This window comes from Telluria sp. Soil_C_11, from assembly GCF_057657395.1.
Window position 1 is genome coordinate 78,275 of sequence record NZ_JBDGIN010000013.1, and the last position, 22,986, is coordinate 101,260.

Consider the following 22,986-nt stretch of genomic DNA (forward strand, 5'->3'; position numbering starts at 1 on the left):
GCCGGAAAATTAATGCTGCTGGGCGTGGGCACGTGGTGCCCACCCTACGAATTACGCTACGTGTAGGGTGGGCACACCGTGCCCACGCTGCATAAATTACACCCCGCGGGCGCGGTCGGCGTTGAACTGAAGACGGAACTCGTGGAAGCGGTCGGCATCGATCGCGTCGCGGATTTCCTGCATCAGGTTCAGGTAGTAGTGCAGGTTGTGGATGGTGTTCAGGCGGGCGCCCAGGATTTCCTTCGAGCGGTGCAGGTGGTGCAGGTAGGCGCGCGAGAAATTCTTGCAGCAATAGCAGGTGCAGGACTCGTCGAGCGGCGCCTGGTCGTCCTTGTAGCGCGCGTTCTTGATCTTCAGGTCGCCGAAACGGGTGAACAGCCAGCCGTTGCGCGCATTGCGGGTCGGCATCACGCAGTCGAACATGTCGACGCCGTTGGCCACGCCGGCCACCAGGTCTTCCGGGGTGCCGACGCCCATCAGGTAGTGCGGCTTGTTCTCGGGCAGGCGCGGGCCGACGTGCTCGAGGATGCGCATCATGTCTTCCTTCGGCTCGCCCACCGACAGGCCGCCGATGGCCAGGCCCGGAAAGTCGATGTCTTCCAGGCCGGCCAGCGATTCGTCGCGCAGGCGCTCGTACATGCCGCCCTGCACGATGCCGAACAGCGCGTTCGGGTTCTCGCCGCGATTGAATTCGTTCATCGAACGCTGGGCCCAGCGCAGCGACATGCGCATCGACTTGGCCGCTTCTTCGCTGGTGGCCGGGCGGCCGTCGATTTCGTAGGGGGTGCATTCGTCGAACTGCATCACGATGTCCGAATTCAGCGAGCGCTGGATCTGCATCGAGATTTCCGGCGACAGGAACTGGCGCGAGCCGTCGATCGGCGAAGCGAACTTCACGCCCTCTTCCGTGATCTTGCGCATCGCGCCCAGCGAGAACACCTGGAAGCCGCCGGAATCGGTCAGGATCGGCTTGTCCCAGCCCATGAAGCCGTGCAGGCCGCCGAACTTGTCCATGACGTCGGTGCCCGGGCGCAGCCACAGGTGGAAAGTGTTGCCCAGGATGATCTGGGAGCCGACTTCCTTCAGCTCGACCGGGTCCATCGCCTTCACGGAGCCATAGGTCCCGACCGGCATGAAGATCGGGGTCTCGATGGTGCCGTGGTTGAGTTTCAAACGGCCGCGGCGCGCGTGCGACAGGCCGCTGGTGTCTTTTTTAAGAAGGGTAAATTCCAGCATGGGTCTTAATCTTTACGGGTGAGCAGCATCGCGTCGCCATAGCTGAAGAAGCGGTATTCGCTGGCGATCGCGTGCGCGTAGGCCTTGCGGATCTCGTCATAGCCGGCAAAGGCCGAGACCAGCATCATCAGGGTCGACTTGGGCAGGTGGAAGTTGGTGATCAGGCGGGTCACCGTCTTGAAGCGGTAGCCCGGCGTGATGAACAGGTTGGTATCGCCGCTGCCGGCCTGGAGAGAACCCGACTGCGACGCCGATTCGAGCGCGCGCAGCGAGGTCGTGCCGACCGCCACCACGTCGCGGCCCGCGGCCTGGGCGGCGCGCACCGCATCCACGGTCTGCGGGGAGATCGTGTACCACTCGCTGTGCATCTTGTGCTCGTCCAGCTTCTCGACGCGCACCGGCTGGAAGGTGCCGGCGCCCACGTGCAGGGTCACGTAGGCGATGTTGACGCCTTTCGCGGCCAGCCTGTCCAGCAGCGGCTGGTCGAAGTGCAGGCCGGCGGTCGGCGCGGCGACGGCGCCCGGCTCCTTCGAGTAGACGGTCTGGTAACGCTGCTCGTCGAACTCGTCGGCATCGTGCGCGATGTAGGGCGGCAGCGGCAGGCGGCCGTGGGCCTCGATCAGCTCGAACACGTCGCCCTGGAAATGCAGGGTGAAGAATTCGCCCACGCGCTCGCCTGTGGTGACGTCGAAGGCGTCGGCCAGGCGGATGCGGTTGCCCGGCTTGGGCGACTTGGAGGCCCGGACCTGGGCCAGCACGGTGCGGTGGTCGAGCACGCGCTCGACCAGCACCTCGACCTGGCCGCCGGATTCCTTCTGGCCGAAGAAGCGCGCCTTCAGTACCCGGGTATTGTTCATCACCAGCACGTCGCCGGCCTGGAGCTGGTCGACGATGTCTGAAAAAGTGCGGTCCGTGATGCGGTCGCCGTCGAGCTGCAGCAGGCGCGAAGCGCTACGGTCCGGCAGCGGCACCTGCGCGATGCGCTCGTCCGGCAGGTCGAAATCGAAATCGGAGAGGGAGTAGATTCTGCTCATGATGGGAAAACAGGGCCAGGAGCCTTACAATATAAGCTCAAGCGTATGCGGCGAACCCTCTATTTTACACCAGCCTTTATGCCCGCAACCAAAGCAGCAACCCCGGTCCAGAAGACCATCGAGAGCAAACTCGCCAGGCTCGGCCTGCGCACCGACATGGACCTGGTGCTGCACCTGCCGATGCGCTACGAGGACGAGACCGAGATCGTGCCGATCCGCGAGGCCTGCCTGCGCGGCGGCCACGTCTCGCAGGTCGAAGGCGTCGTGGTCAAGAATGAAATCACCTACAAGCCACGCAAGCAGCTGCTGGTGTCGATCGCCGACGAGACCTCGGACATCCAGCTGCGCTTCATGAATTTCTACGGCAGCCAGGTCAAGCAGCTGGCCGAGGGCACGCGCGTGCGGGCGCGCGGCGAAGTCCGGCACGGCTTCTTCGGCGCCGAGATGGTCCATCCCGTTTATAAGGTCGTCAACGAAGGCGCGCCGCTGCCGACCTCGCTGACCCCGGTCTATCCGTCCGGCGAAGGGCTGTCGCAGACCGTGCTGCGGCGCGCGATCGCCGATGCCATGAAACGCGTCGACTGGACCGACACGGTGCCGCGCGCGGTGCGCGAGAAGCTGCAGCTGGCGGAATTCCAGCCGGCCGTGCGCCTGCTGCACTATCCGCCGCCCGACGTCGACGAGAACGCCCTGATCGAACGCAGCCACCCGGCCTGGACCCGCGTGAAATTCGACGAGCTGCTGGCGCAGCAGCTGTCGCTGAAACGCGCCCAGCAGGCGCGCCGCGAGAAGGGCGCGCCGCAGCTGACCAGCGTCGGCGCGCTGTCCGGGGCATTCCTGAAGGCCCTGCCGTTCCAGTTGACGAACGCGCAGCAGCGCGTGGTGCAGGAAATCAGCCGGGACCTGCGCGAGGGCTACCCGATGCAGCGCCTGCTGCAGGGCGACGTCGGCAGCGGCAAGACCGTGGTGGCCGCGCTGGCGGCCGCCCAGGCCATCGACAGCGGCTACCAGGCGGCCCTGATGGCGCCGACCGAGATCCTGGCCGAGCAGCACTTCCGCAAGATCGCGGCCTGGATGGAACCGCTGGGCGTGAAGGTCGCGTGGCTGACCGGCAGCCTGAAAAAGAAGGAAAAGCAGGCCGCCAGCGAGATGGCGGAAACGGGCGAAGCGAACCTCGTGATCGGCACGCACGCGCTGATCCAGGACTCGGTGCAGTTCGCGAAGCTGGGCCTGGTGCTGGTCGACGAGCAGCACCGCTTCGGCGTGGGCCAGCGCCTGACCCTGCGCAACAAGGGCAGCGACGGCTTGGTGCCGCACCAGTTGATGATGTCGGCCACGCCGATCCCGCGCACCCTGGCGATGACCTATTACGCCGACCTGGAGGTCTCCGTGATCGACGAGCTGCCGCCCGGCCGCACGCCGATCGTCACCCGCGCGATCGACCAGAACCGGCGCGACGAAGTGATCGAGCGGGTGCACGCCGCCGCGCTGGAGGGACGGCAGGTCTACTGGGTGTGTCCGTTAATTGAGGAATCGGAAGCGCTGCAGCTGCAGACCGCCACCGACACCTACGAAACGCTGGCCGCCGCCCTGCCCGACCTGGTGGTCGGCCTGGTCCACGGCCGCATGAAGCCGGCGGAAAAGCAGGTGATCATGGATGCGTTCTCGGCCGGCCAGGTGCACGTGCTGGTGGCGACCACCGTGATCGAGGTGGGGGTCGACGTGCCGAACGCCTCGCTGATGGTGATCGAGCACGCCGAGCGCTTCGGCCTGTCGCAGCTGCACCAGCTGCGCGGGCGCGTGGGCCGCGGCTCGGCGGCCAGCGTGTGCCTGCTGCTGTACCAGAGCCCTCTCGGCCAGGTGGCCAAGCAGCGCCTGATGACGATGCGCGAGACCACCGACGGTTTCGAGATCGCGCGCCGCGACCTCGAGATCCGCGGCCCCGGCGAATTCCTCGGCGCACGCCAGTCGGGCGAGGCCATGCTGCGCTTCGCCAACCTGGAAACCGACCAGTGGATCGTCGAACAGGCGCGCGACGTCGCGGCCTGGCTGCTAGGGTCCGACAAGCCGGAGGTGGAGGCGATCGTGGATGCGCACCTGTCGCGCTGGCTGGGCGGGCGGGAGGAGTTCCTGAAGGTGTGAAACACGTCGTCCCCGCGCAGGCGGGGACCCAAGGTTGTATGCGTATCGTTAGCGCACGCAGAACTTGGGTCCCCGCCTGCGCGGGGATGACGGTGTACCGGAAAATTACTTGACCGGAGCCGCCGGAGTAGCAGCGGTCGCCGGCGTTGCGGGCGTTGCCGGGGTGGCGGCGCTGTCCGGGGTGGCCGGAGTCGCCGGCGTGGCGGGCGTCGCCGGAGTAGCCGGGGTTGCCGGAGTGGCAGCCGCGGTCGTGCTCTCCTTGCTGGTGTCGCCGGCATCGGTCTTCTTCACCTTGTGCGAGGACTTGGCTTTCTTGGCGTGCGTGGCGTGGGCCTTGGCTGCCTTTTTCTCATGCTTGACTTCGGCCTTGGCGACAGCCGGCGAGGTGCTGGAGTCGGGGGTAGTGGCCGGAGCCGGGGTCTGGGCGAATGCGGCGGTGGCGAACAGACCGGCGATCAGGGCAGCGATGGTTTTTTTCATGATGAAGGGTCCTCTTGGTAGTGTTGGGGTGCAGTGCACATTCGCGTGTCACTTGTCTCCTTAACGAGGGCCGCCGCCTCCCTGTTGACCGGCTTTACAAACGCTTACTCGGCTGACAAGTGCTTACATCCCGGCCATTCCGCGATTTCTGCAGTCTGTCGCAAACGAATGGCCCCCCGCATCGGCATTCCCTACAGTGCGCTCGTCAATACAACAACAACGAGACCAGCCATGCATACCAACAACGACACCAGGACCGCCGTCGCCTTCGCCATCGCCTGCGCCGCCGGCCAGTTCCTGCTGACCATCCTGATCCTCAAGATCGGCCGCAACCTGGCCCCGCCCGAAGCCTTCGGCAAGGTCAAGCTGATCGCTTTTGCCTCGACCATCCTGTATCCGCTGGCGCTGGCCCAGGCCTTCGGGCTGTGGAAACGGCTGGCGCTCGGCCTGAACCGCATCCGTCCGGAGCCGGTCTTCCTCGCCAGCCTGTCGACCGCTGCGCTGTTCCTGCCCTGGGGCCTGCGCAGTGCCGATGGCGACAAACTGCTCTCCGATTTCACGATCCAGTTCTTCAATGCCTTCGGCGAAGAACTGCTGTTCCGCGGCGTGATCTTCGCGCTGCTGCTGTCGCTGCCGGTATGGCGCGGCATCGTGCTGAATGGCCTGCTGTTCGGCGCCATGCACCTGATCCACGGCTTCATGGACACCGACTGGAAGACCGCCGGCTGGAAGATGCTGGTGACCTCGGTCGCCGGCATGATGTTCACCGCCGTGCGCTACCGCACCGGCAGCCTGTGGCTCTGCGTCATCCTGCACATGGCGCTGAACCTGTGCATGATCTACTCGAACGTCCAGGGCGCGGCCGAATCGACGGTGTTCCTGGTGGAGCGCGCCGCCAACGTCATCGAACTCGCCCTGGTGGCCTGGGTCATCGTCGGCGCCCGCCGGGCAGCGAAGGCGCCGGCCGCGGCCTGAGGGATCATTCGGTCTGCCATGCGCCCACGTAAAAAAGCCCGCATCGCGCGGGCTTTCCCATCGGAGTCGGAACCGATTACTTGGCCGGGGTAGCGGCAGCCACCGTGGTATGGGCTTCGGCCTTGACGGCAGCCTTGTGCTCGGCCTTGTGTTCTGCCTTGGCCTGCTTGGCGTCCACCTTGGCTTCCTTCACATCTGCCTTCGCGGCTTCCTTGGTCGCCTTGGCGTCGGCCTTGGCTTCCTTCACCTCGGTCTTGGCCACCAGCTTGGCGTCCTTCACGTCGGCCTTGGCGGTTTCCTTGGCTTCCTTGACGTCGGCCTTGGCCGCGGCCTTGGTCTCTTTCACTTCAGCCTTCGCAGCCTGCTTTTCTTGCTTGGCTTCGGCCTTCGCCACTGCCGGAGTCGTCGCCGGGGTGGTGGTAGCAGGAGTCTGTGCTGCGAATGCTGCGGTAGCGAACAGGCCGGCGATCAGGGTAGCGATGGTCTTTTGCATGATGTGGTCCTCAGTGTTGTCTCGGGGTTGTCAGTGCACGTTTGCGTGTCACTTGTCCCTAAAACGAGGACCGGTACTGCCCTGTTGACGGCCTTTACAAAGGCTTACCGCGCTGACAAATGCTTACAACTCGGCAGTATCGGGCAGCTTTCAGAAATCGTAGCCGTGCCAGGCGTCCTTGAAGTCCCTGGCGCGGGCGTCGACCACTTCGGGACGGGCGCGCAGCCACTGCACCACCGCCTCGCGGTCTTCTTCACCCGGCGAGCCGCGCTCGATGTTGGCGATCACGCCTTCGGTCTCGCTGAACGGTTCCTTGCCGCCGAAGCCGCCGCCCAGCAGGCCGCGCTGCTCGAGGAAGCCGAAGAAGTCGTTGATGAAGTCGTGGTACGGCTCGCCGCGCATCGGGCTGTGGAATACCAGTTCGATGTCGAAGCAGTGTTCCCTGAATTCGCCGACGCGCAGCTTCTTGCGCTGGCGGCCGTTCAGGCGCCGGATACGGCTGGTCGAGCGGGGGTCGCGTTTCATGGTTTCTCCTTGTTGTTTATTCGTTGTCGGCGGCATAGTGCACGCCGATCTGGCGCCGCACTTCGTCCATCACGCCCATCAGGGCCAGCGTGTCGTCGTGGGTCATGCCGGGGCTCTCGACCAGGCCCGCCCGCCAGCAGCGCTGGGCCTCGATCGCCTCGTGCACGTAGCCGTTGCCCAGGAAAGGCGTGGGCACGGTGCGCGCGATGCCGTCCGCGCGCGACACCGTCACCGTCTGGGTGCGGTGGAACATGGTGTTCATGCGCACGTGCCCGCGCTCGCCGGCGATCGTCAGTTCGCTCGGCAGGCGCGCGCGCAGCGAGCAGCTGCACATCGACATGCCGCCGCCGCGGTGGCGCAGCACGAAGCCGGTCTGCTCGTCGACGCCGGTCGGGCCGATCTCGGCCTGCGCCGCCACCGAGTCCACGGGGCCGAGCAGGGCCACCGCGATCGACAGCGGATAGATGCCCAGGTCGAGCAGCGCACCGCCGCCCAGCACCGGATTGAAGACGCGGTGTTCATGCCCGAACTCGGCCTTGAAGCCGAGATCGGCGATCACCTGGGTCACCTTGCCGATCTCGCCGGATGCGATCACGCGGCGCACTTCCGCCAGCGCCGGCATGAAGCGCGTCCACATCGCCTCCATCAGGAACAGCTTTTTCGAACGCGCCAGCGCCACCAGTTCCTCGGCTTCCCGGCGGTTCATGGTGAAGGGCTTCTCGCACAGCACGCCCTTGCCGGCGTCCAGGGCCAGGCGCACGTTGTCGGCGTGGGCCGGGTGCGGCGTGCCGACGTAGACCAGGTCGACGTCGCCGGCCTGCGCCAGCTCCTCGTACGAACCATGCGCCTTGCCGCCGAATTCGTCGGCGAAGGCTTGCGCGCCCGCGAGCGTGCGCGAGCCGACGCCGGCCAGCACCGCGCCCGGGGTGTCCTTCAATGCGTTGGCGAAGGCTTTGGCGATCTTGCCGGTGCCGAGTATGCCCCAGCGAACCATCTCGGTCATGTTCCCTCCTGTGTCTGGTCTTTGGCCGGCCGCTTCGGCCGGAATACGGTCTGGTCGAGATAAAAGGCGTCGTCCTGTCCGGGCCACCAGCCCGGCACACCCAGCACCGGCAGCGGCGTGAACGCGGACGTCGCAAGGCTTCCGGTGCACAGCTGGGCGGCCACCTGCATATCGATCCAGGCGCGCCGGTCATCCCAGCCGAGGCCGAACCAGGCGTCGGGCGCGAACAGCACCCGCGTGTGGGCCGTGATCGCCTTGCGCGGCGCGGCCAGCTTTTCCATCAGCGCGTGGCCGAACAGCCAGACCTCCGCATCGGCATGGATACCGGCGCCGAACATCGCGCGCCGCTGGTACAGCGTGTCGTGCCACTGGTGGGCGCGCAGGCCCTCGACCAGGGCGCGGCCGGCGCCGTTGTCGCGCACCACCAGCAGGGCGGCGTTCTCGTCGAAGATGGTGGCGGCGTCGCGCGCCGGTCCGCGCGACTGCTTGATGCCGGCGGCCGCGATCTGGGCCGCCTGCAAGGCGTTCAGCTCGCGCTTGATGAGCGGGAAGGTCTGCCACACCAGGCCATTGAAGAAATCGTGCAGGTTCTCGCGCGTCGGCACGCAGCCGGTGGCGCCGATGAATTCTTCATAGGCGGCGTCGGGCGGCAGCGCGGCCTGCGGCACGAAGCGGATCGGCTGGCCGCGGTGGTTCTGCAGGCCGAGCCGGGCCGCACTGGCATTGAAGGCGTCGATCACGCCGCCTTCCCGCTCCAGGCTGTCGAAGGCCGGACGCACGGCGTCATACCACGGACGCGTCCAGTCGATCTCCGCAAACATCTGCGCTTACAGCATCTTCCAGTGGATCTGCTCGCCGGCGTCGAGCGGCACCAGCTGGTGCTCGCCCATCGGCAAGGTCGGCGGAATGGTCCAGGTTTCGCGCTTGAGGGTAACGGTCCCCTCGTTGACCGGCAGGCCGTAGAAAGCCGGGCCGTTCAGGCTGGCGAAGGCTTCCAGTTTATCGAGCGCACCGGCCTGTTCGAAGGCCGTGGCGTACAGCTCCAGCGCGTGCAGGGCGGTGTAGCAGCCGGCGCAGCCGCAGGCGCTTTCCTTGGCGTGCACGGCGTGCGGGGCCGAGTCGGTGCCGAGGAAGAAGCGCTCGTCGCCGCTGGTGGCGGCCGTCACCAGCGCCAGGCGGTGTTCCTCGCGCTTGAGCACCGGCAGGCAGTAGTAGTGCGGATTGATCCCGCCCTTGAAAATCTCGTTGCGGTTGTACAGCAGGTGGTGGGCCGTGATGGTGGCGGCGATCGGGCCTTCGGCCTCGGCCACGTACTGGGCGGCGTCGCGCGTGGTGATGTGCTCGAACACGATCTTCAGTTCCGGGAAGTCGCGGCGCAGCGGGCGCATCACGCGCTCGATGAACACGGCTTCGCGGTCGAACAGGTCGATCTCGTGGTCCGTCACTTCGCCGTGCACCAGCAGCGGCATGTCGAGTTCCTGCATCACCTCCAGCGTCTTGTAGCACTTGCGCAGATCGGTCACGCCGGCCGCCGAGTTGGTGGTGGCGCCGGCCGGGTACAGCTTCACGGCGTGGATGAAACCGGTGTCCTGGGCGCGGCGGATCTCGTCCGGGTCGGTATTGTCGGTCAGGTACAGCGTCATCAGCGGATCGAATTGCATCCCCTGCGGCAGCGCGGCCAGGATGCGTTCGCGGTAGGCGGCGGCGGCGGTGGCGGTGGTCACCGGCGGCTTCAGGTTCGGCATGACGATGGCACGGGCGAACTGGCGCGCGGTGTGCGGCAGCACGCTGGCCATGTGCGCGCCGTCGCGCAGGTGCAGGTGCCAGTCGTCGGGGCGGATGAGGGTGAGGGTGTCGGGGGATTCGATGGTGGACATGGCGGCTCTCGGATTGCGAACCCCGACATTTTACCCGCACCCCTCCGTCCCGGCACGCGCCTGCCTGCGTTTCGGGCGTTTATTTCCCGTCGGAACCGCTAAAATTCATATAGATGATATGGTTGACACGTATGAATTCATGGCGTAGCATGGATTCACGGTCTACAAACCAACCGACCGGACAAAGGAGACGAAGATGATTCATTTTGTGGTGCACGAAGAAGGCGACTCGGTGGGAACGGTCGTGGTCGAGGGCGTAAAGTCCGGCGCGTCGCTGAACGGCTGGATCATGGAACAGGACAAGGTTGTGGAGATGCGCACCGCGAGCGACATCCCGATCGGCCACAAGATCGCCCTGAAGCCGCTGGCGGTCGGCGACACCGTGATCAAGTACGGCGTCGACATCGGCAAGGTCGTGGCGCCGATCACGGCCGGCGAGCACCTGCACGTCCATAACGTCAAGACCAAACGCTGGTGATCGGCTGCACCCCGCGCCCACCCGCCATCGAACTGAACGGAGACAAGCAATGATCAACCAGGACACCACCTTCCTCGGCTACCGCCGTGAAAACGGCCGCGTCGGCGTGCGCAACCACGTCATCGTGCTGCCGGTGGACGACATCTCGAACGCCGCCGCCGAGGCGGTGGCGAACAACATCAAGGGCACCATGGCCCTGCCCCACCCCTACGGCCGCCTGCAGTTCGGCGCCGACCTGGAGCTGCACTTCCGCACCCTGATCGGCACCGGCTCGAATCCGAACGTCGCCGCAGTGGTCGTGATCGGCATCGAACCGCAGTGGACCCAGCTGATCGTCGACGGCATCGCCAAGACCGGCAAGCCGGTGCAGGGCTTCGCGATCGAGCACCACGGCGACCACGACACCATCTTCCGCGCCTCGAAGGCCGCACGCGAAATGGTGCAGTTCGCTTCGGAAAAGCAGCGCGAAGTGTGCAATATCAGCGAGCTGTGGGTATCGACCAAGTGCGGCGAATCGGACACGACCTCCGGCTGCGGCGCCAACCCGACCGTCGGCAATGCCTTCGACAAGCTGTACGGCGTAGGCGCGACCCTGGTGTTCGGCGAAACCTCGGAGCTCACCGGCGGCGAGCACCTGGTGGCGCAGCGCTGCGCGACGCCCGAAGTGCGCGAGAAGTTCATGACCTTCTTCAACCGCTACCAGGACATGATCAACCGCTACAAGACCTCGGACCTGTCCGACTCGCAGCCGACCAAGGGCAATATCGCCGGCGGCCTGACCACGATCGAGGAAAAGGCGCTGGGCAATATCCAGAAGATCGGCAAGAAGTGCCGCGTCGACGGCGTGCTGGACAAGGCCGAGACCCCGACCGGGCCGGGCCTGTGGTTCATGGACTCCTCGTCGGCCGCGGCCGAGATGGTGACCCTGTGCGCCGCCTCCGGCTATGCGGTGCACTTCTTCCCGACCGGCCAGGGCAACGTGATCGGCAACCCGATCCTGCCGGTGATCAAGATCTGCGCCAACCCGCGCACGGTGCGGACGATGGCCGAGCACATCGACGTCGACACCTCCGGCCTGCTGCAGCGCGAGATCAACATGGACGGCGCCGGCGACAAGCTGCTGGAGTGCATGCTGCGCACCGCGAACGGCCGCCTGACCGCCGCCGAGGCGCTGGGGCACCGCGAGTTCGTGCTGACCAGGTTGTACGAGAGCGCCTGATCGTTCCGTCGCTCCGGCAATAATCCCGTCATCCCGTCGTCCCCGCGCAGGCGGGGACCCAAGTATTTTGCAGGGCACCACCGCTTATGTCGGCTCATCATGCAAACTTGGGTTCCCGCCTGCGCGGGAACGACGGCGGGTTACGGCCTTCCCTCCTCGAAATACGCCTTGATCGCCGCCGTGAACTGCGTCCGGCGGTGCCCGGTCCGCTCCAGCAATCCCACCCGGCGCTCGGTCGTCACGCCGGGCAGGCGGATCACCTGCAGGGCGCGGTCCTTGTCCCACTGGACGTTGGCCAGTTGCGGCACGATCGAGATGCCGAAGCCCTGGCGCACGATCTCGACGGCGGCTTCCACCGAATTCAGCTCCAGCTCGTCGCGCGTGGTCGCGCCGGCCTCGGCGAGCACGTCCCTGACCAGGTGCCCGGTCCAGGTATGCCGGTCGAAGCGCACGAAGGGCGCGCGCCGCAAGGCTTCCAGCGGGTCCTTCGGCAGGTCGAAATGCGGACGGCGCGGCACGATCAGCACCATCGGTTCGCTGTACAGCGGCGTCCACAGCAGGCTCGACGCCAGTGCGCGCGGCGGCTGGGTGACGATCGCCGCATCCAGCTCGCCGCGCTCGACCTGCAGGGCGAAATCGCTGGACAGGCCGGCGAACAACTGCACCCGCAGCTTCGGATGCTGCTGCTTCAGGCTCCACAGCGCATCCGCGAACGCGCCCATCAGCGCCGAGACCAGCGCCCCCATCACCACGTTGCCCGACAGCTCGTCGCTGTTGCCGGCGCTCGCCAGCGCCTCGTAGCGGGCCAGGATCTCCTCCACCTGGGGCACGGCCTTGCGGCCGGCCGTGTTCAGCACCACCGAACGCTGGCTGCGGTCGAACAGCACCTGGTTCAGCTCCTCTTCGAGCGCGCGGATCTGCAGGCCGACCGCGGCCGCGGTCAGCCCGATCTCCTTGCCGGCGGCGGCAAAGCTGCCGTGCCTGGCGACGGCGAGGAAAGTCTTGAAGGTACGGATGGAAGCCATGACTGGATCATAAAGAATTTCTTTAGCTCGAACAAACAAAGAATAGCTTTTATTTGCATCTGCATTCTTTGAAAATACTTATCAAAGATGTCTCATTAAAAGCTGAATTTTCAGCACACGACAAGGTGGATCGACATGACGACGACGCTTGAAGTGAAGGTCTGGCGCGGCAAGGAAGACGGCGATTTCGAGAGCTACGAAGTGCCGCGCCTGGCAAGCCAGACGGTGCTGGACGTGGTGACCCACATCCAGCGCCATATCGACCCGACCCTGAGCTACCGCTACGCCTGCCGGGTCGGCATGTGCGGCTCCTGCGCCATGAACGTCAACGGCAAGGCGCGCTGGACCTGCCGCACCCACGTGTCCAAGGTCGCCGCCCACGGCCGGCTCGAACTGGCGCCGCTGTCCAACCTGCCCGTGGTCAAGGACCTGGTGTCGGACATGACCGAGTTCTTCGACAAATGGGCCAGGGCCAAGGGCAGCTTCCAGGGCGCCCGCACGCGGCACGAACCGTTCGCGCTGGTCGAGCCCGAGTCGCCGCAGCGGCGCGCGGCCGACGCCGGCATCGAGTGCATCGGCTGCGCGGTCTGCTACTCCTCCTGCGACGTGGTGACCTGGCGTCCGGACTTCCTCGGTCCCGCCGCCCTGAACCGGGCCTGGACCCTGCTCAACGACGTGCGCGACGTGGCCGGCATCGAGCGCGTGCTGGCGGTCTCGGGCGACGCCGGCTGCCATGCCTGCCACACCCAGGGCTCCTGCACCGAACGCTGTCCCAAGCACCTGGCGCCGACCGCGGCCATCGCCGGCCTCAAGCGCCTGTCGGTCACCATGCTGAGGAGGCAGAAATGAGCGCCGTCACCACCCAGGTCCGGCTCTGGTACTGGGGCCGCATCAGCTCGATGGTGCTGGCCTTCTGCGTGCTGGTGCACCTGGCGGTCATCATCTACGCCGTGCGCGGTGGGCTGAGCGGCGCCGAAGTGCTGGCGCGCACCCACGGCAACCTGGCCTTCGGCCTGTTCTACACGGTGTTCGTGCTGGCCTGCACGGTCCACGTGCCGCTCGGGCTGGCGCGCATCGTGCGCGAAGAACTCGGCTGGAGCGACCGCAGCGTCAACCTGCTGGCCGCGCTGTCCGCGCTGCTCCTGCTGGTGCTGGGGCTGCGCTCTGTCTATGGAGTGGTACTGGCATGAACACGGATAAAAAACGCAGGAACGACTACCGCGCCCGCAACCATCCTGCTTACTGGGCCTTCGTGGTGCACCGCGTGTCCGGCCTGGTGCTGGCGCTGTTCCTGCCGGTGCACTTCTGGGCGCTGGGCCACGCGATCGCGGGCGAGGCCTCGCTCGACGGCTTCCTGCGCTTCACCGACCAGCCGCTGTTCAAGTTTGCCGAATGGGGCCTGGTGCTGCTGCTGGCGGCCCACATGGCCGGCGGCATCCGCCTGCTGCTGATCGAATTCGGCGACTGGACCGGGCTGCGCAAGAACCTGATCGCGGCCGGCGCCGGCTTTGCCGCCGCCACCGGCATGGCATTCGCCCTTGCACTGCTGTTTTAACGGAGACGACACATGAAGATCGACCTGCAGGCCGTGGAGGAAGCGGCGAAGCAAACCTATATCCGGGCCCTGAAGGCGCTGCCGCCCGACATCAAGGGCGGCTTCGCGCGCCTGAGCGAAACGGAAACCGCGCCGCGCGCGCAGGAAATCCTTCGCACCATGGTGAAGAACATCGACGTGGCCGAGGCCAACGACAACCTGCTGTGCCAGGACACCGGGGTGCCGATCTATAACGTCACGATCGGACGCAACGTCGAGATCGACGGCGCGGACCTGGTCGCCGCCATCCGCCGCGGCTGCGAGCGCGCCACCCGCGAGCATCCGCTGCGCTCGTCGGTCGTGCACCCGCTCACGCGCAAGAACGAACATACCTCGTGCGGCATCGGGGTGCCGGTGATCCACGTCGATTTCAGCGCCCAGCCCGAGCGGCTGGAAATCCAGATGATCCCCAAGGGCAGCGGCTCGGAGAACAACTCCTTCCTGAAGATGGCGATCCCGGCCGAGGGCGTCGACGCGATCAAGGAATTCGTGGTCGACTGCGTGATCAATGCCGGCGGCAAGACCTGTCCACCGACCATCGTCGGCGTCGGCATCGGCGGCACCTCCGACCTGTGCGTGGCGCTGGCCAAGCGCGCGGCGGTGCGCCCGCTGGGCAGCGTGTGCGAGGACCCCGAGGGCGCGAAGCTGGAGCGCGAGCTGACCCAGGCCGTCAACCGGCTCGGCGTCGGACCGCAAGGACTGGGCGGCGATTCCACCGCGTTCGCCGTCCACATCGAGCTGGCCGCCACCCACATCACGATGAATCCGGTGGCCGTCAATATGCAATGCCATTCGGCCCGGCGCTCGCGCGCGACCATCACGCCGGACGGCGTCGCCTACGGCTACTGAAAGGAGTCCACCATGGCGCATTACGAACTCACCACCCCGGTCACGGAAGAACAGGTGCGCCAGCTGCGCGTCGGCGACACCGTCACCCTGCAGCAGACCCTGTTCGGCATCCGCGACGCGACCCAGATCCACATGCTCGACCGCGGCCGCACCACCCGCTTCGACCTGCGCGGCCACGCCGTGATCCACACCGCGCCCAACGTGCGCAAGGTCGCGCCGAGCGAGGAATTCCCGGCCGGCTACCAGCCGATCTGCATCGGCACCACCACCTCCGACCGCATGGAGCGCTTCACGCGCCCGCTGATGACGCAGTACGGCGTGCGCATCATCATCGGCAAGGGCGGCATGCGCGAGGGCAGCGCGGAAGCGTTTCGCGATCTGGGCGGCGTCTACCTGGCGATCGTCGGCGGCACCGCGGCACTGGAGACCACCTGGATCGAACAGATCGAGGACGTCGACCTGGACGACCTGAATCCCGAATCCCTGTGGAAGTTCCGCATCAAGGATTTCGGCCCGCTGCTGGTGGGCATGGACAGCCACGGCAACAGCCTCTACACCGATGTCAGGGCCGACGTCGCCGCGCGCCGCGCCGGGGTGCTGGCCAGCCTGGGAGTAGAACGGGGGGAAGCGCGATGAACACCGTGACGAATACGCTGAAACGCCTGCAGACCGACATCCTGATCCTCGGTTCCGGCGGCGCCGGGCTGTTCGCGGCGCTGCATGCGCACCAGGCCAACCCCGGGCTGTCGATCACGGTCGCGGTCAAGGGACTGCTGGGCAAGTGCGGCTGCACGCGCATGGTGCAGGGCGGCTACAACGTGGCGCTGGCGCCCGGCGACTCGGTCGAGCGCCACTTCATGGACACCATCGAAGGCAGCAAGTGGCTGGCCAACCAGGAACTGGCCTGGACCCTGGTCACCAAGGCGGTCGAGCGGATCCACGAGCTGGAAAACGAACTGGGCTGCTTCTTCGACCGCAACCCGGACGGCAGCGTGCACCAGAAGGCCTTCGCTGGCCAGACCTTCGACCGCACCGTGCACAAGGGCGACCTGACCGGCATCGAGATCATCAACCGCCTGTCGGAACAGGTGTGGGCGCGCGGCATCGAGCGCCTCGAGGAACACCGCGCCGTCGAGCTGGTCAAAACGGCCGACGGCGCGGCGCTGGCCGGGGTCCTGATGATCGACATGCGCAGCGGCGAATTCGTGTTCGTGCAGGCCAAGGCGGTGCTGCTGGCCACCGGCGGCGGCCCGACCATGTACAAGTACCACACGCCGTCCGGCGACAAGAGCTGCGACGGGCTGGCGATGGCGCTGCGCGCCGGCCTGCCGCTGCGCGACATGGAGATGGTGCAGTTCCACCCGACCGGGCTGCTGGCCGGCACCCACACGCGCATGACCGGCACGGTGCTGGAAGAAGGCCTGCGCGGCGCCGGCGGCTGGCTGGTCAACGGCGAGGGCGAACGCTTCATGGGCAACTACGACCCGCGCGGCGAACGCGCCACCCGCGACATCGTCTCGCGCGGCATCTTCGCCGAGATGCGGGCCGGGCGCACCACGCCCAACGGCGGGGTCTGGATCCAGATGTCGCACCTGGGCCCCGACAAGGTGCGCAAGCAGTTCAAGGGCATGGTCGAACGCTGCGGCGACTGCGGCTTCGACCTGGCCGGCGGCAAGGTCGAAGTGGTGCCGACCGCGCACTACATGATGGGCGGCGCGGTGTTCCGGGTCGATTGCAGCACCGAGCTCACCGGCCTGTTCGCGGCGGGCGAGGATACCGGCGGGGTGCACGGGGCCAACCGCCTGGGCGGCAATGGCGTGGCGAATTCGACCGTGTTCGGCGGCATCGCCGGCGAGAGCATGGCGCGCTGGACGGCGCGCAATCCCGGCTGGCGCGCGCCGGACGAGGAGGCGATCGCGCGCAGCATCGCCCAGCACATGCGGCCGTTCGCACATGCGCCCGGCAACCTGGAGGCGATCCGCGAAGCCCTGTACGACTGCATGTGGAACGACGTCGGCATCCTGCGCGACGCCGCCGGCCTGCAGCGCGCGCGGCAGCGGCTGGCGGAGCTCGACGCCCAGCTGCTCGATACCGGCATCGCCGGCGGCGACCGGGCCTTCAACCTCGGCTGGCACGACTGGATGAACCTGCGCAACCTGATCGCGGTGAGCCGGGTCATCGCGGATGCCGCCCTGCTGCGCGAGGATTCGCGCGGCGCCCATTTCCGCGAAGATTTCCCCCAGGCGGGCGACCTGAACGGTTCGAGCTTCACGGTGGCGCGCATGGGAGCGGACGGCGTGGCGCTGTCGCGCGAACCGGTGCGTTTCGAACGGGTGCGGCCCGGCGAAACCATCCTGCAGGAGGAGACCGCCGGCGCGCCGTCCTGACAACACGTGAAAATACATTCAAGTCATACAGGTCATCTAGTTGAATTCAGATGACAATTGGGCTAGTATGGATTTTCACACTCATGTTCCTGTGATCGATCGAAGCATCCAGTTGGGGTAAAGAACTTACGCTGCGCCACAAGCAGCGCCCAGCACCAACTCTTGGAGGAGACATCCAATGCAAGCAAGATCCGTCCTGTCGTACATGGTGGGCGCCGCGCTGTTGACCGCGGCGTTCGCCTCCCGTGCCGAAGTCACCGAATTGAAAGTCGCCGAGCAGTACGGCATCGGTTACCTTCCCCTGATGGTCATGGAGGACCAGAAGCTGGTCGAGAAGTACGCCAAGGAAGCCGGCGTCGACCTGAAGGTCACCTGGGCCAAGTTCGCCGGCGGCAACGTGATGAACGATGCCCTGCTGTCGGACAGCCTGCACTTCGCCGCCGGCGGCGTGGCGCCGATGGTCACCTTGTGGGCCAAGACCCGCGGCAATTACGACGTCAAGGCGGTGGCGGCGCTGGATTCGATGCCGCTGTACCTGAATACCCGCAACCCGGCGGTGAAAACGCTGAAGGACTTCACCGACAAGGACAAGATCGCGCTGCCGGCAGTGAAGGTGTCGATCCAGGCGGTGACCCTGCAGATGGCGTCCGAGCAGGCATTCGGTCCCGGCCAGTTCCACAAGCTGGACCGGCTGACGGTGTCGATGAGCCACCCGGACGGCCAGGCCGCCCTGCTGTCGGGCACCAGCGAAGTCACTTCCCAGTTCAGCGCGCCGCCGTTCCAGTACCAGCAGCTGGACAACCAGGCAGTCCACAAGGTGATCGATTCCTATACCGTGCTGGGCGGGCCGGCCACCTTCAACCTGGTCTGGACCACCAGCAAATTCCGCAACGACAATCCGAAGGTCTACGGCGCCTTCGTGAAGGCGCTCGACGAAGCGATGGCGATGATCGGCCGCGACAAGAAATGGGCGGCCGAAACCTACCTGCGCGTCTCGAAGGACAAGGACAGCCTGGACAACATCGTCAAGATGCTGAACGATCCGCAGATCACCTTCACGACCACCCCGCAGAACGTGCTCAAGTACGTTGAATTCATGAACAGGACCGGCGCGATCAAGGTCAAACCGGCATCGTGGAAGGACCTGTTCTTCCCCAACGCGCACGCCCTGCCGGGTAGCTGATGGAACGTCAAACGGAGGATGGTGTCATGGACAAGTTTCAAGGCCAGCAAGGCGCGCCCGTCCCGCTGTTGGACGTGCGTGACGTCACGCTGCAGTACAAGACCAAGGCGCACCTGGTGACCGCGACTTACCGGGTCAATTTCCAGGTGTTCAAATCGGACCGCTACGTGCTGCTCGGCCCCTCGGGCTGCGGCAAGTCGACCCTGCTCAAGGCCGTCGGCGGCTATCTCACCCCCACCGAGGGCGAAATCCGGCTCAAGGACAGGCTGGTGACGCGTCCCGGCCCCGACCGCATGATGGTGTTCCAGGAATTCGACCAGCTGCTGCCCTGGAAGACGGTCAAGGAAAACGTGATGTTCCCGCTGTGCGCCTCCGGCAAGCTGTCCGGCAAGGCGGCCGAGGAAAAGGCCATGCAGTACATCGAGAAGGTCAACCTGGCCAAGTTCGCCGACCACCACCCGCACATGCTGTCGGGCGGGATGAAGCAGCGGGTGGCGATCGCGCGCGGCATGGCGATGGAGCCGGACGTGCTGCTGATGGACGAACCCTACGCCGCGCTCGACGCCCTCACCCGCCGCAAGATGCAGGACGAGCTGCTGCAGCTGTGGGACGACACCCACTTCACGGTGCTGTTCGTGACCCACTCGATCCCGGAAGCGATCAAGTGCGGCAGCCGGATCCTGCTGCTGTCGCCGCACCCGGGCCAGGTGAAGGCCGAGCTGGCCAGCGTGCCGCGCGAGGAGACCAACCCGGCGGTGGCCAAGGAGCTGGAGCAGGAGATCCACAAGATGCTCTTTGCCGACGATATCGAAGCGAAGGAGGTGCAGCATGTCTAAAGATGCCGTGTTATGGAGGCGCCCGTCGATCCACCGCGAGACGGTCGATTCGTCGGCTTTCGGGGTCGTCGAAAAACCGCTGTCCACTTTCGAGAAGCTGTACAACTACAGCGTGGTGCGCAAGACCGTGATCCTGGTGCTGCTGATGGCGGCCTGGGAAGGCGGCGCCCGCCTGCTCGGCAACGAGCTGCTGTTCCCGACCTTCGTCGCCACCGTCGAAGCCTTCCTGAGGGGCATGACGGACGGCGGCCTGCCGCTCAAGATCTGGGCCTCGCTGAAGGTGCTCCTGATGGGCTACAGCGCCGGCATCGGCCTGGCCGCCGTGCTGACCGCCTTCGGCATCGCCTCGAAGATCGGCACCGATTTCCTGGAAACGCTGACCTCGATGTTCAACCCGCTGCCGGCGATCGCGCTGCTGCCGATCGCCCTGATCTGGTTCGGCCTCGGCAACGGCAGCCTGGTCTTCGTGCTGGTCCACTCGGTGCTGTGGGCGGTGGCGCTGAACACCCACTCGGGCTTCCTGGCGGTCTCGAACACGCTGCGCATGGTCGGCCGCAACTACGGCCTGGGCGGCTTCAGCTACGTGAGCAAGATCCTGATCCCGGCCGCCTTCCCCAGCATCCTCACCGGCCTGAAGATCGGCTGGGCGTTCGCCTGGCGCACCCTGATCGCGTCGGAGCTGGTGTTCGGGGTCAGCTCGGGCTCGGGCGGACTGGGCTGGTTCATCTACGAGAACAAGAACCAGCTCGAGATCCCGAACGTGTTCGCCGGCCTGCTGACCGTGATCCTGATCGGCCTGGTGGTCGAGAACCTCGTCTTCCGCACCGTCGAGAACCACACGGTGCGCAAGTGGGGCATGCAGTCCTGAACGGAGGCCGACATGAAGATCGTGATCTGCGAATTCATGGACGAGCCGTCCGTGAATGTGCTGCGTGAGCGTTTCGAGGTCGTGTACGACCCGGCGCTGGTGGACCGCGGCGCCGAGCTGCACGGCCACCTGGCCGACGCCGACGCGCTGGTGGTGCGTAACCGTACCCAAGTCCGCGGCGCGTTGCTGGATGCCGCGCCGCGCCTGCGCGTGGTCGGCCGCCTCGGCGTCGGCCTCGACAACATCGACGTGCCGGCCTGCCGGGCCCGCGCGATCGAGGTGATCCCGGCCACCGGCGCCAACGCGCTGGCGGTCGCGGAATACGTGATCACCAGCTGCCTGCTGCTGCTGCGCGGCGCCTGGCTGTCGACGGCGGCGGTGGCGGCCGGCGAATGGCCGCGCACGGCGCTGTCGGACGGGCGCGAATGCGCCGGCAAGACGCTCGGGCTGGTCGGCTTCGGCGGCATCGGCCAGCTGGCCGCGCGGATGGCGGGAGCGCTCGGCATGCGCGCCATCGCCTACGATCCGCTGCTGCCCGCGGATGCGCCGGCCTGGCGCGAGACCGGGACCGCCCGCGTGTCGCTGGAAGAGTTGCTGGCGCAGGCCGACGCCGTGAGCCTGCACGTGCCGCTGACCGACGCCACCCGCGCGCTGCTGGATGCGGGCCGCATCGCCGCCATGAAGCCGGGCGCGGTGCTGGTCAACACGGCGCGCGGCGGCATCGTCGACGAAACGGCGCTGGCGCAGGCGCTGCGCGGCGGGCATCTTGGCGGGGCCGCGCTCGACGTGTTCGAGCACGAACCGCTGGCCGCCGGCTCCCCGCTGGCGGGCGCGCCGAACCTGATCCTCACGCCCCATATCGCCGGCGTGACCCGCGAATCGAACCAGCGCGTGAGCAGCCTGATCGCCGAGCGCGTGGCGGCAAGCCTGGACGCCATCCAATCCAAGGAGAACACCGCATGCCAAGATCTAGCCTTGAACAGCTGACCCTCCTGGCCGCCGACGCGCTCGCGCGGGCAGGCGCGCGCCGCGAGATGGCGCAGGTGACCGCCGAAGCGCTGGTGGCGGCGGAAGCCCAGGGACTGGCCTCGCACGGCCTGTCGCGGGTGCCGCAGTACGCCGGCCACCTGCGCAACGGCCGCGTCAACGGCGACGCCCAGCCCACCCTGAAGCAGGCCAGGCCGGCCGCGCTGCTGGTCGACGCCCAGGAGGGACTCGCCTTTCCCGCCTGCGCGCTCGCGGTGCGCGAAGCGATCCGCTCGGCGCGCGAATGCGGGACCGCCTTCGCCGGCGTCACCAACAGCCACCACTTCGGCGCCGCCTCCTGGCACCTCGAGGCGGTTGCGGAAGCCGGCATGGTCGGACTCGCCTTCGGCAACTCGCCGGCGGCGATGCCGGCCTGGGGCGGCAAGCGCGCGCTGTTCGGCACCAACCCGATCGCCGCGGTGTTCCCGCGCCGCGCCGCGCCGCCGCTGGTGATCGACCTGTCACTGTCCGAGGTCGCGCGCGGCAAGCTGATGGTGGCGGCAAAAGAGGGCAAGCAGATTCCCCTGGGCTGGGCGCTCGACAGGGACGGCAATCCCACCACCGACCCGAAGGCGGGGCTGGAAGGCATGATGCTGCCGGCCGGCGGCGTGAAGGGTGCGATGCTGGCCCTCGTCGTTGAGCTATTATGTTGCTCTTTGACAGGTGCGGCGTTCGGCTTCGAGGCCGACTCGTTCTTCACCGAGGCAGGCAACCGGCCGCGCATCGGCCAGGCCTTCATGGTGATCGACCCGGGGGCACTGGCGGGCGCCGAGGTGTTCCACGAGCGGATCGAGACGCTGGTGTCGGCCATGCTGGCGGACGAGGAAGTGCGCCTGCCCGGTGCGCGCAGGCTGGCGCTGGCCCGGCGCGCGCAGGAGGAAGGCATCGAGGTGCCCGCCGCCCTGCTGGAACAGCTGGCTTCGATCTAGAAAGAAACCCGTCCCGGGCTGGAAAGGTTCAATGGCGTTCGGATTCGACACGATCGCGCTGCTGGCGCTGATCGTCATCTTTGCCTACACGGTGTTCGGCCTGACCGGCTTCGGCTCCTCCATCACGGCGATGCCGCTGCTGGTCCAGGTCATTCCCCTCAAGATGGCGGTGCCGCTGATGCTCGTGTACGACCTGAGCTCGGGATTGCTGCTCGGCCTGAAGAACCTGAAGGTGATCGAACGGCGCGAAGTGATGCGCCTGATCCCCTTCATGCTGGCCGGGATGGGCCTCGGCGTGTTCGCCCTGGTGCGGGCGCCGGAACGCGTCCTGCTGCTGGTGCTGGGCCTGTTCATCCTCGCCTATGCGGCCTGGAGCCTGCTGCTGCGGCGCGCGCCCGAGCCGGTCGGCGCGCGCTGGGCCCTGCCCTTCGGCGTGGTCGGCGGCATGTTCACCGCCATGTTCGGCACCGGCGGACCGTTCTACACCATCTACCTGACCCGCCGCCAGCTCGACAAGCTGGTGCTGCGCGCCACCATCAGCGGCGTGATCTTCGTCAGCGGCCTGGCGCGCCTGGCCCTGTTCTCGAGCGCCGGCCTGTACCACAACCGCAGCCTGCTGCAGCTGGCGGCGATCCTGTTCCCCTTCGCGATGGGCGGGCTGTATCTCGGCAGCCATCTGCACAGCCGGCTGCCGACGGCGCGCGTGGTGCAGGCGATCTGGGGGGTGCTGATTCTGGGTGGGGCCAGCCTGGTGCTGCGGAATATCTGACACCACTTTCCACGACCGGCCCTCGGCGGCACCACCACGATGGAAATATTTTTCTAAA

Annotated in this window: 25 protein-coding genes; 16 read left to right on the forward strand and 9 right to left on the reverse strand. The window is 66.7% G+C overall.

The window, feature by feature from the left end; all coding sequences use genetic code 11:
- Positions 1-96: 96 nt before the first annotated feature.
- The gene (gene tgt, locus AC3A6M_RS19075) at positions 97-1,236 is read right to left on the reverse strand and encodes a tRNA guanosine(34) transglycosylase Tgt (protein WP_487854300.1); all 1,140 of its coding nucleotides are present in this window, start codon (positions 1,234-1,236) and stop codon (positions 97-99) included.
- Positions 1,237-1,241: 5 nt separating this feature from the next.
- The gene (queA, locus tag AC3A6M_RS19080) at positions 1,242-2,261 is read right to left on the reverse strand and encodes a tRNA preQ1(34) S-adenosylmethionine ribosyltransferase-isomerase QueA (RefSeq protein WP_487854340.1); all 1,020 of its coding nucleotides are present in this window, start codon (positions 2,259-2,261) and stop codon (positions 1,242-1,244) included.
- An 87-nt stretch (positions 2,262-2,348) separates the two neighbouring features.
- Here queA and recG point away from each other — a divergent pair, with 87 nt between their 5' ends.
- A complete protein-coding gene (gene recG / locus AC3A6M_RS19085; protein WP_487854301.1) occupies positions 2,349-4,412 on the forward strand; it encodes an ATP-dependent DNA helicase RecG in 2,064 nt (687 codons plus the stop codon).
- Positions 4,413-4,517: 105 nt separating this feature from the next.
- On the opposite strand, the gene AC3A6M_RS19090 is transcribed toward recG, so the two are convergent.
- Positions 4,518-4,892 (reverse strand): hypothetical protein, encoded by a 375-nt coding sequence (locus AC3A6M_RS19090; RefSeq protein WP_487854302.1) that lies wholly within the window; start codon positions 4,890-4,892, stop codon positions 4,518-4,520.
- A gap of 231 nt (positions 4,893-5,123) precedes the next feature.
- Between AC3A6M_RS19090 and AC3A6M_RS19095 the strand changes: the two genes are divergently transcribed.
- Positions 5,124-5,867: a CPBP family intramembrane glutamic endopeptidase gene (locus AC3A6M_RS19095; protein ID WP_487854303.1), complete on the forward strand. Its 744-nt coding sequence runs from the start codon at positions 5,124-5,126 to the stop codon at positions 5,865-5,867.
- A gap of 76 nt (positions 5,868-5,943) precedes the next feature.
- On the opposite strand, the gene AC3A6M_RS19100 is transcribed toward AC3A6M_RS19095, so the two are convergent.
- The 5 genes from AC3A6M_RS19100 to pyrC all read right to left on the reverse strand — a co-directional run bounded on the left by AC3A6M_RS19100 (position 5,944) and on the right by pyrC (position 9,765).
- Positions 5,944-6,360: a hypothetical protein gene (locus AC3A6M_RS19100; RefSeq protein ID WP_487854304.1), complete on the reverse strand. Its 417-nt coding sequence runs from the start codon at positions 6,358-6,360 to the stop codon at positions 5,944-5,946.
- Between the two features lie 150 nt (positions 6,361-6,510).
- Positions 6,511-6,885 carry a 50S ribosome-binding protein YggL gene (locus AC3A6M_RS19105; RefSeq protein WP_487854305.1) on the reverse strand — a complete coding sequence of 125 codons (375 nt, stop codon included), beginning with the start codon at positions 6,883-6,885 and terminating at the stop codon, positions 6,511-6,513.
- Between the two features lie 16 nt (positions 6,886-6,901).
- Positions 6,902-7,888 carry a Gfo/Idh/MocA family protein gene (locus AC3A6M_RS19110; protein WP_487854306.1) on the reverse strand — a complete coding sequence of 329 codons (987 nt, stop codon included), beginning with the start codon at positions 7,886-7,888 and terminating at the stop codon, positions 6,902-6,904.
- On the reverse strand, positions 7,885-8,709 hold the full coding sequence (locus AC3A6M_RS19115) for a DUF3025 domain-containing protein (RefSeq protein ID WP_487854307.1): 825 nt from the start codon (positions 8,707-8,709) through the stop codon (positions 7,885-7,887). The genes AC3A6M_RS19110 and AC3A6M_RS19115 overlap by 4 nt, the downstream gene beginning before the upstream one ends.
- A 6-nt stretch (positions 8,710-8,715) precedes the next feature.
- Positions 8,716-9,765, reverse strand: coding sequence for a dihydroorotase (pyrC, locus tag AC3A6M_RS19120; RefSeq protein ID WP_487854308.1), 1,050 nt, complete (start codon positions 9,763-9,765; stop codon positions 8,716-8,718).
- Positions 9,766-9,961: 196 nt separating this feature from the next.
- On the opposite strand from pyrC, the gene AC3A6M_RS19125 reads away from it, so the two are divergent.
- Complete coding sequence (locus AC3A6M_RS19125) at positions 9,962-10,243, forward strand: UxaA family hydrolase (protein ID WP_487854309.1); 282 nt, start codon at positions 9,962-9,964, stop codon at positions 10,241-10,243.
- A 49-nt stretch (positions 10,244-10,292) separates the two neighbouring features.
- On the forward strand, positions 10,293-11,462 hold the full coding sequence (locus tag AC3A6M_RS19130; RefSeq protein WP_487854310.1) for a UxaA family hydrolase: 1,170 nt from the start codon (positions 10,293-10,295) through the stop codon (positions 11,460-11,462).
- A 140-nt stretch (positions 11,463-11,602) separates the two neighbouring features.
- On the opposite strand, the gene AC3A6M_RS19135 is transcribed toward AC3A6M_RS19130, so the two are convergent.
- Complete coding sequence (locus AC3A6M_RS19135) at positions 11,603-12,487, reverse strand: LysR family transcriptional regulator (protein ID WP_487854311.1); 885 nt, start codon at positions 12,485-12,487, stop codon at positions 11,603-11,605.
- A 135-nt stretch (positions 12,488-12,622) separates the two neighbouring features.
- Between AC3A6M_RS19135 and AC3A6M_RS19140 the strand changes: the two genes are divergently transcribed.
- From AC3A6M_RS19140 to AC3A6M_RS19195, 12 genes are all read left to right on the forward strand, one after another.
- Positions 12,623-13,336, forward strand: a complete 714-nt coding sequence (locus AC3A6M_RS19140) for a succinate dehydrogenase/fumarate reductase iron-sulfur subunit (protein ID WP_487854312.1) — start codon at positions 12,623-12,625, stop codon at positions 13,334-13,336.
- Complete coding sequence (locus AC3A6M_RS19145) at positions 13,333-13,677, forward strand: succinate dehydrogenase (RefSeq protein WP_487854313.1); 345 nt, start codon at positions 13,333-13,335, stop codon at positions 13,675-13,677. The genes AC3A6M_RS19140 and AC3A6M_RS19145 overlap by 4 nt, the downstream gene beginning before the upstream one ends.
- Positions 13,674-14,042, forward strand: coding sequence for a succinate dehydrogenase, cytochrome b556 subunit (gene sdhC / locus AC3A6M_RS19150; protein WP_487854314.1), 369 nt, complete (start codon positions 13,674-13,676; stop codon positions 14,040-14,042). The genes AC3A6M_RS19145 and sdhC overlap by 4 nt, the downstream gene beginning before the upstream one ends.
- A 12-nt stretch (positions 14,043-14,054) precedes the next feature.
- Positions 14,055-14,930: a fumarate hydratase gene (locus AC3A6M_RS19155; RefSeq protein WP_487854315.1), complete on the forward strand. Its 876-nt coding sequence runs from the start codon at positions 14,055-14,057 to the stop codon at positions 14,928-14,930.
- A 12-nt stretch (positions 14,931-14,942) separates the two neighbouring features.
- Complete coding sequence (locus AC3A6M_RS19160) at positions 14,943-15,566, forward strand: FumA C-terminus/TtdB family hydratase beta subunit (protein ID WP_487854316.1); 624 nt, start codon at positions 14,943-14,945, stop codon at positions 15,564-15,566.
- Positions 15,563-17,317, forward strand: coding sequence for an L-aspartate oxidase (locus AC3A6M_RS19165; RefSeq protein ID WP_487854317.1), 1,755 nt, complete (start codon positions 15,563-15,565; stop codon positions 17,315-17,317). Before AC3A6M_RS19160 ends, AC3A6M_RS19165 begins: the two co-directional genes overlap by 4 nt.
- 178 nt (positions 17,318-17,495) lie before the next feature.
- Positions 17,496-18,500, forward strand: a complete 1,005-nt coding sequence (locus tag AC3A6M_RS19170; RefSeq protein ID WP_487854318.1) for an ABC transporter substrate-binding protein — start codon at positions 17,496-17,498, stop codon at positions 18,498-18,500.
- 26 nt (positions 18,501-18,526) lie between these two features.
- On the forward strand, positions 18,527-19,336 hold the full coding sequence (locus tag AC3A6M_RS19175; RefSeq protein WP_487854319.1) for an ABC transporter ATP-binding protein: 810 nt from the start codon (positions 18,527-18,529) through the stop codon (positions 19,334-19,336).
- A complete protein-coding gene (locus tag AC3A6M_RS19180; RefSeq protein ID WP_487854320.1) occupies positions 19,329-20,204 on the forward strand; it encodes an ABC transporter permease in 876 nt (291 codons plus the stop codon). Before AC3A6M_RS19175 ends, AC3A6M_RS19180 begins: the two co-directional genes overlap by 8 nt.
- Before the next feature lie 12 nt (positions 20,205-20,216).
- The gene (locus tag AC3A6M_RS19185) at positions 20,217-21,191 is read left to right on the forward strand and encodes a hydroxyacid dehydrogenase (protein WP_487854321.1); all 975 of its coding nucleotides are present in this window, start codon (positions 20,217-20,219) and stop codon (positions 21,189-21,191) included.
- Positions 21,164-22,159 carry an Ldh family oxidoreductase gene (locus AC3A6M_RS19190; RefSeq protein WP_487854322.1) on the forward strand — a complete coding sequence of 332 codons (996 nt, stop codon included), beginning with the start codon at positions 21,164-21,166 and terminating at the stop codon, positions 22,157-22,159. The genes AC3A6M_RS19185 and AC3A6M_RS19190 overlap by 28 nt, the downstream gene beginning before the upstream one ends.
- A gap of 31 nt (positions 22,160-22,190) precedes the next feature.
- Positions 22,191-22,928, forward strand: a complete 738-nt coding sequence (locus AC3A6M_RS19195) for a sulfite exporter TauE/SafE family protein (RefSeq protein WP_487854323.1) — start codon at positions 22,191-22,193, stop codon at positions 22,926-22,928.
- Positions 22,929-22,986 lie beyond the last annotated feature (58 nt).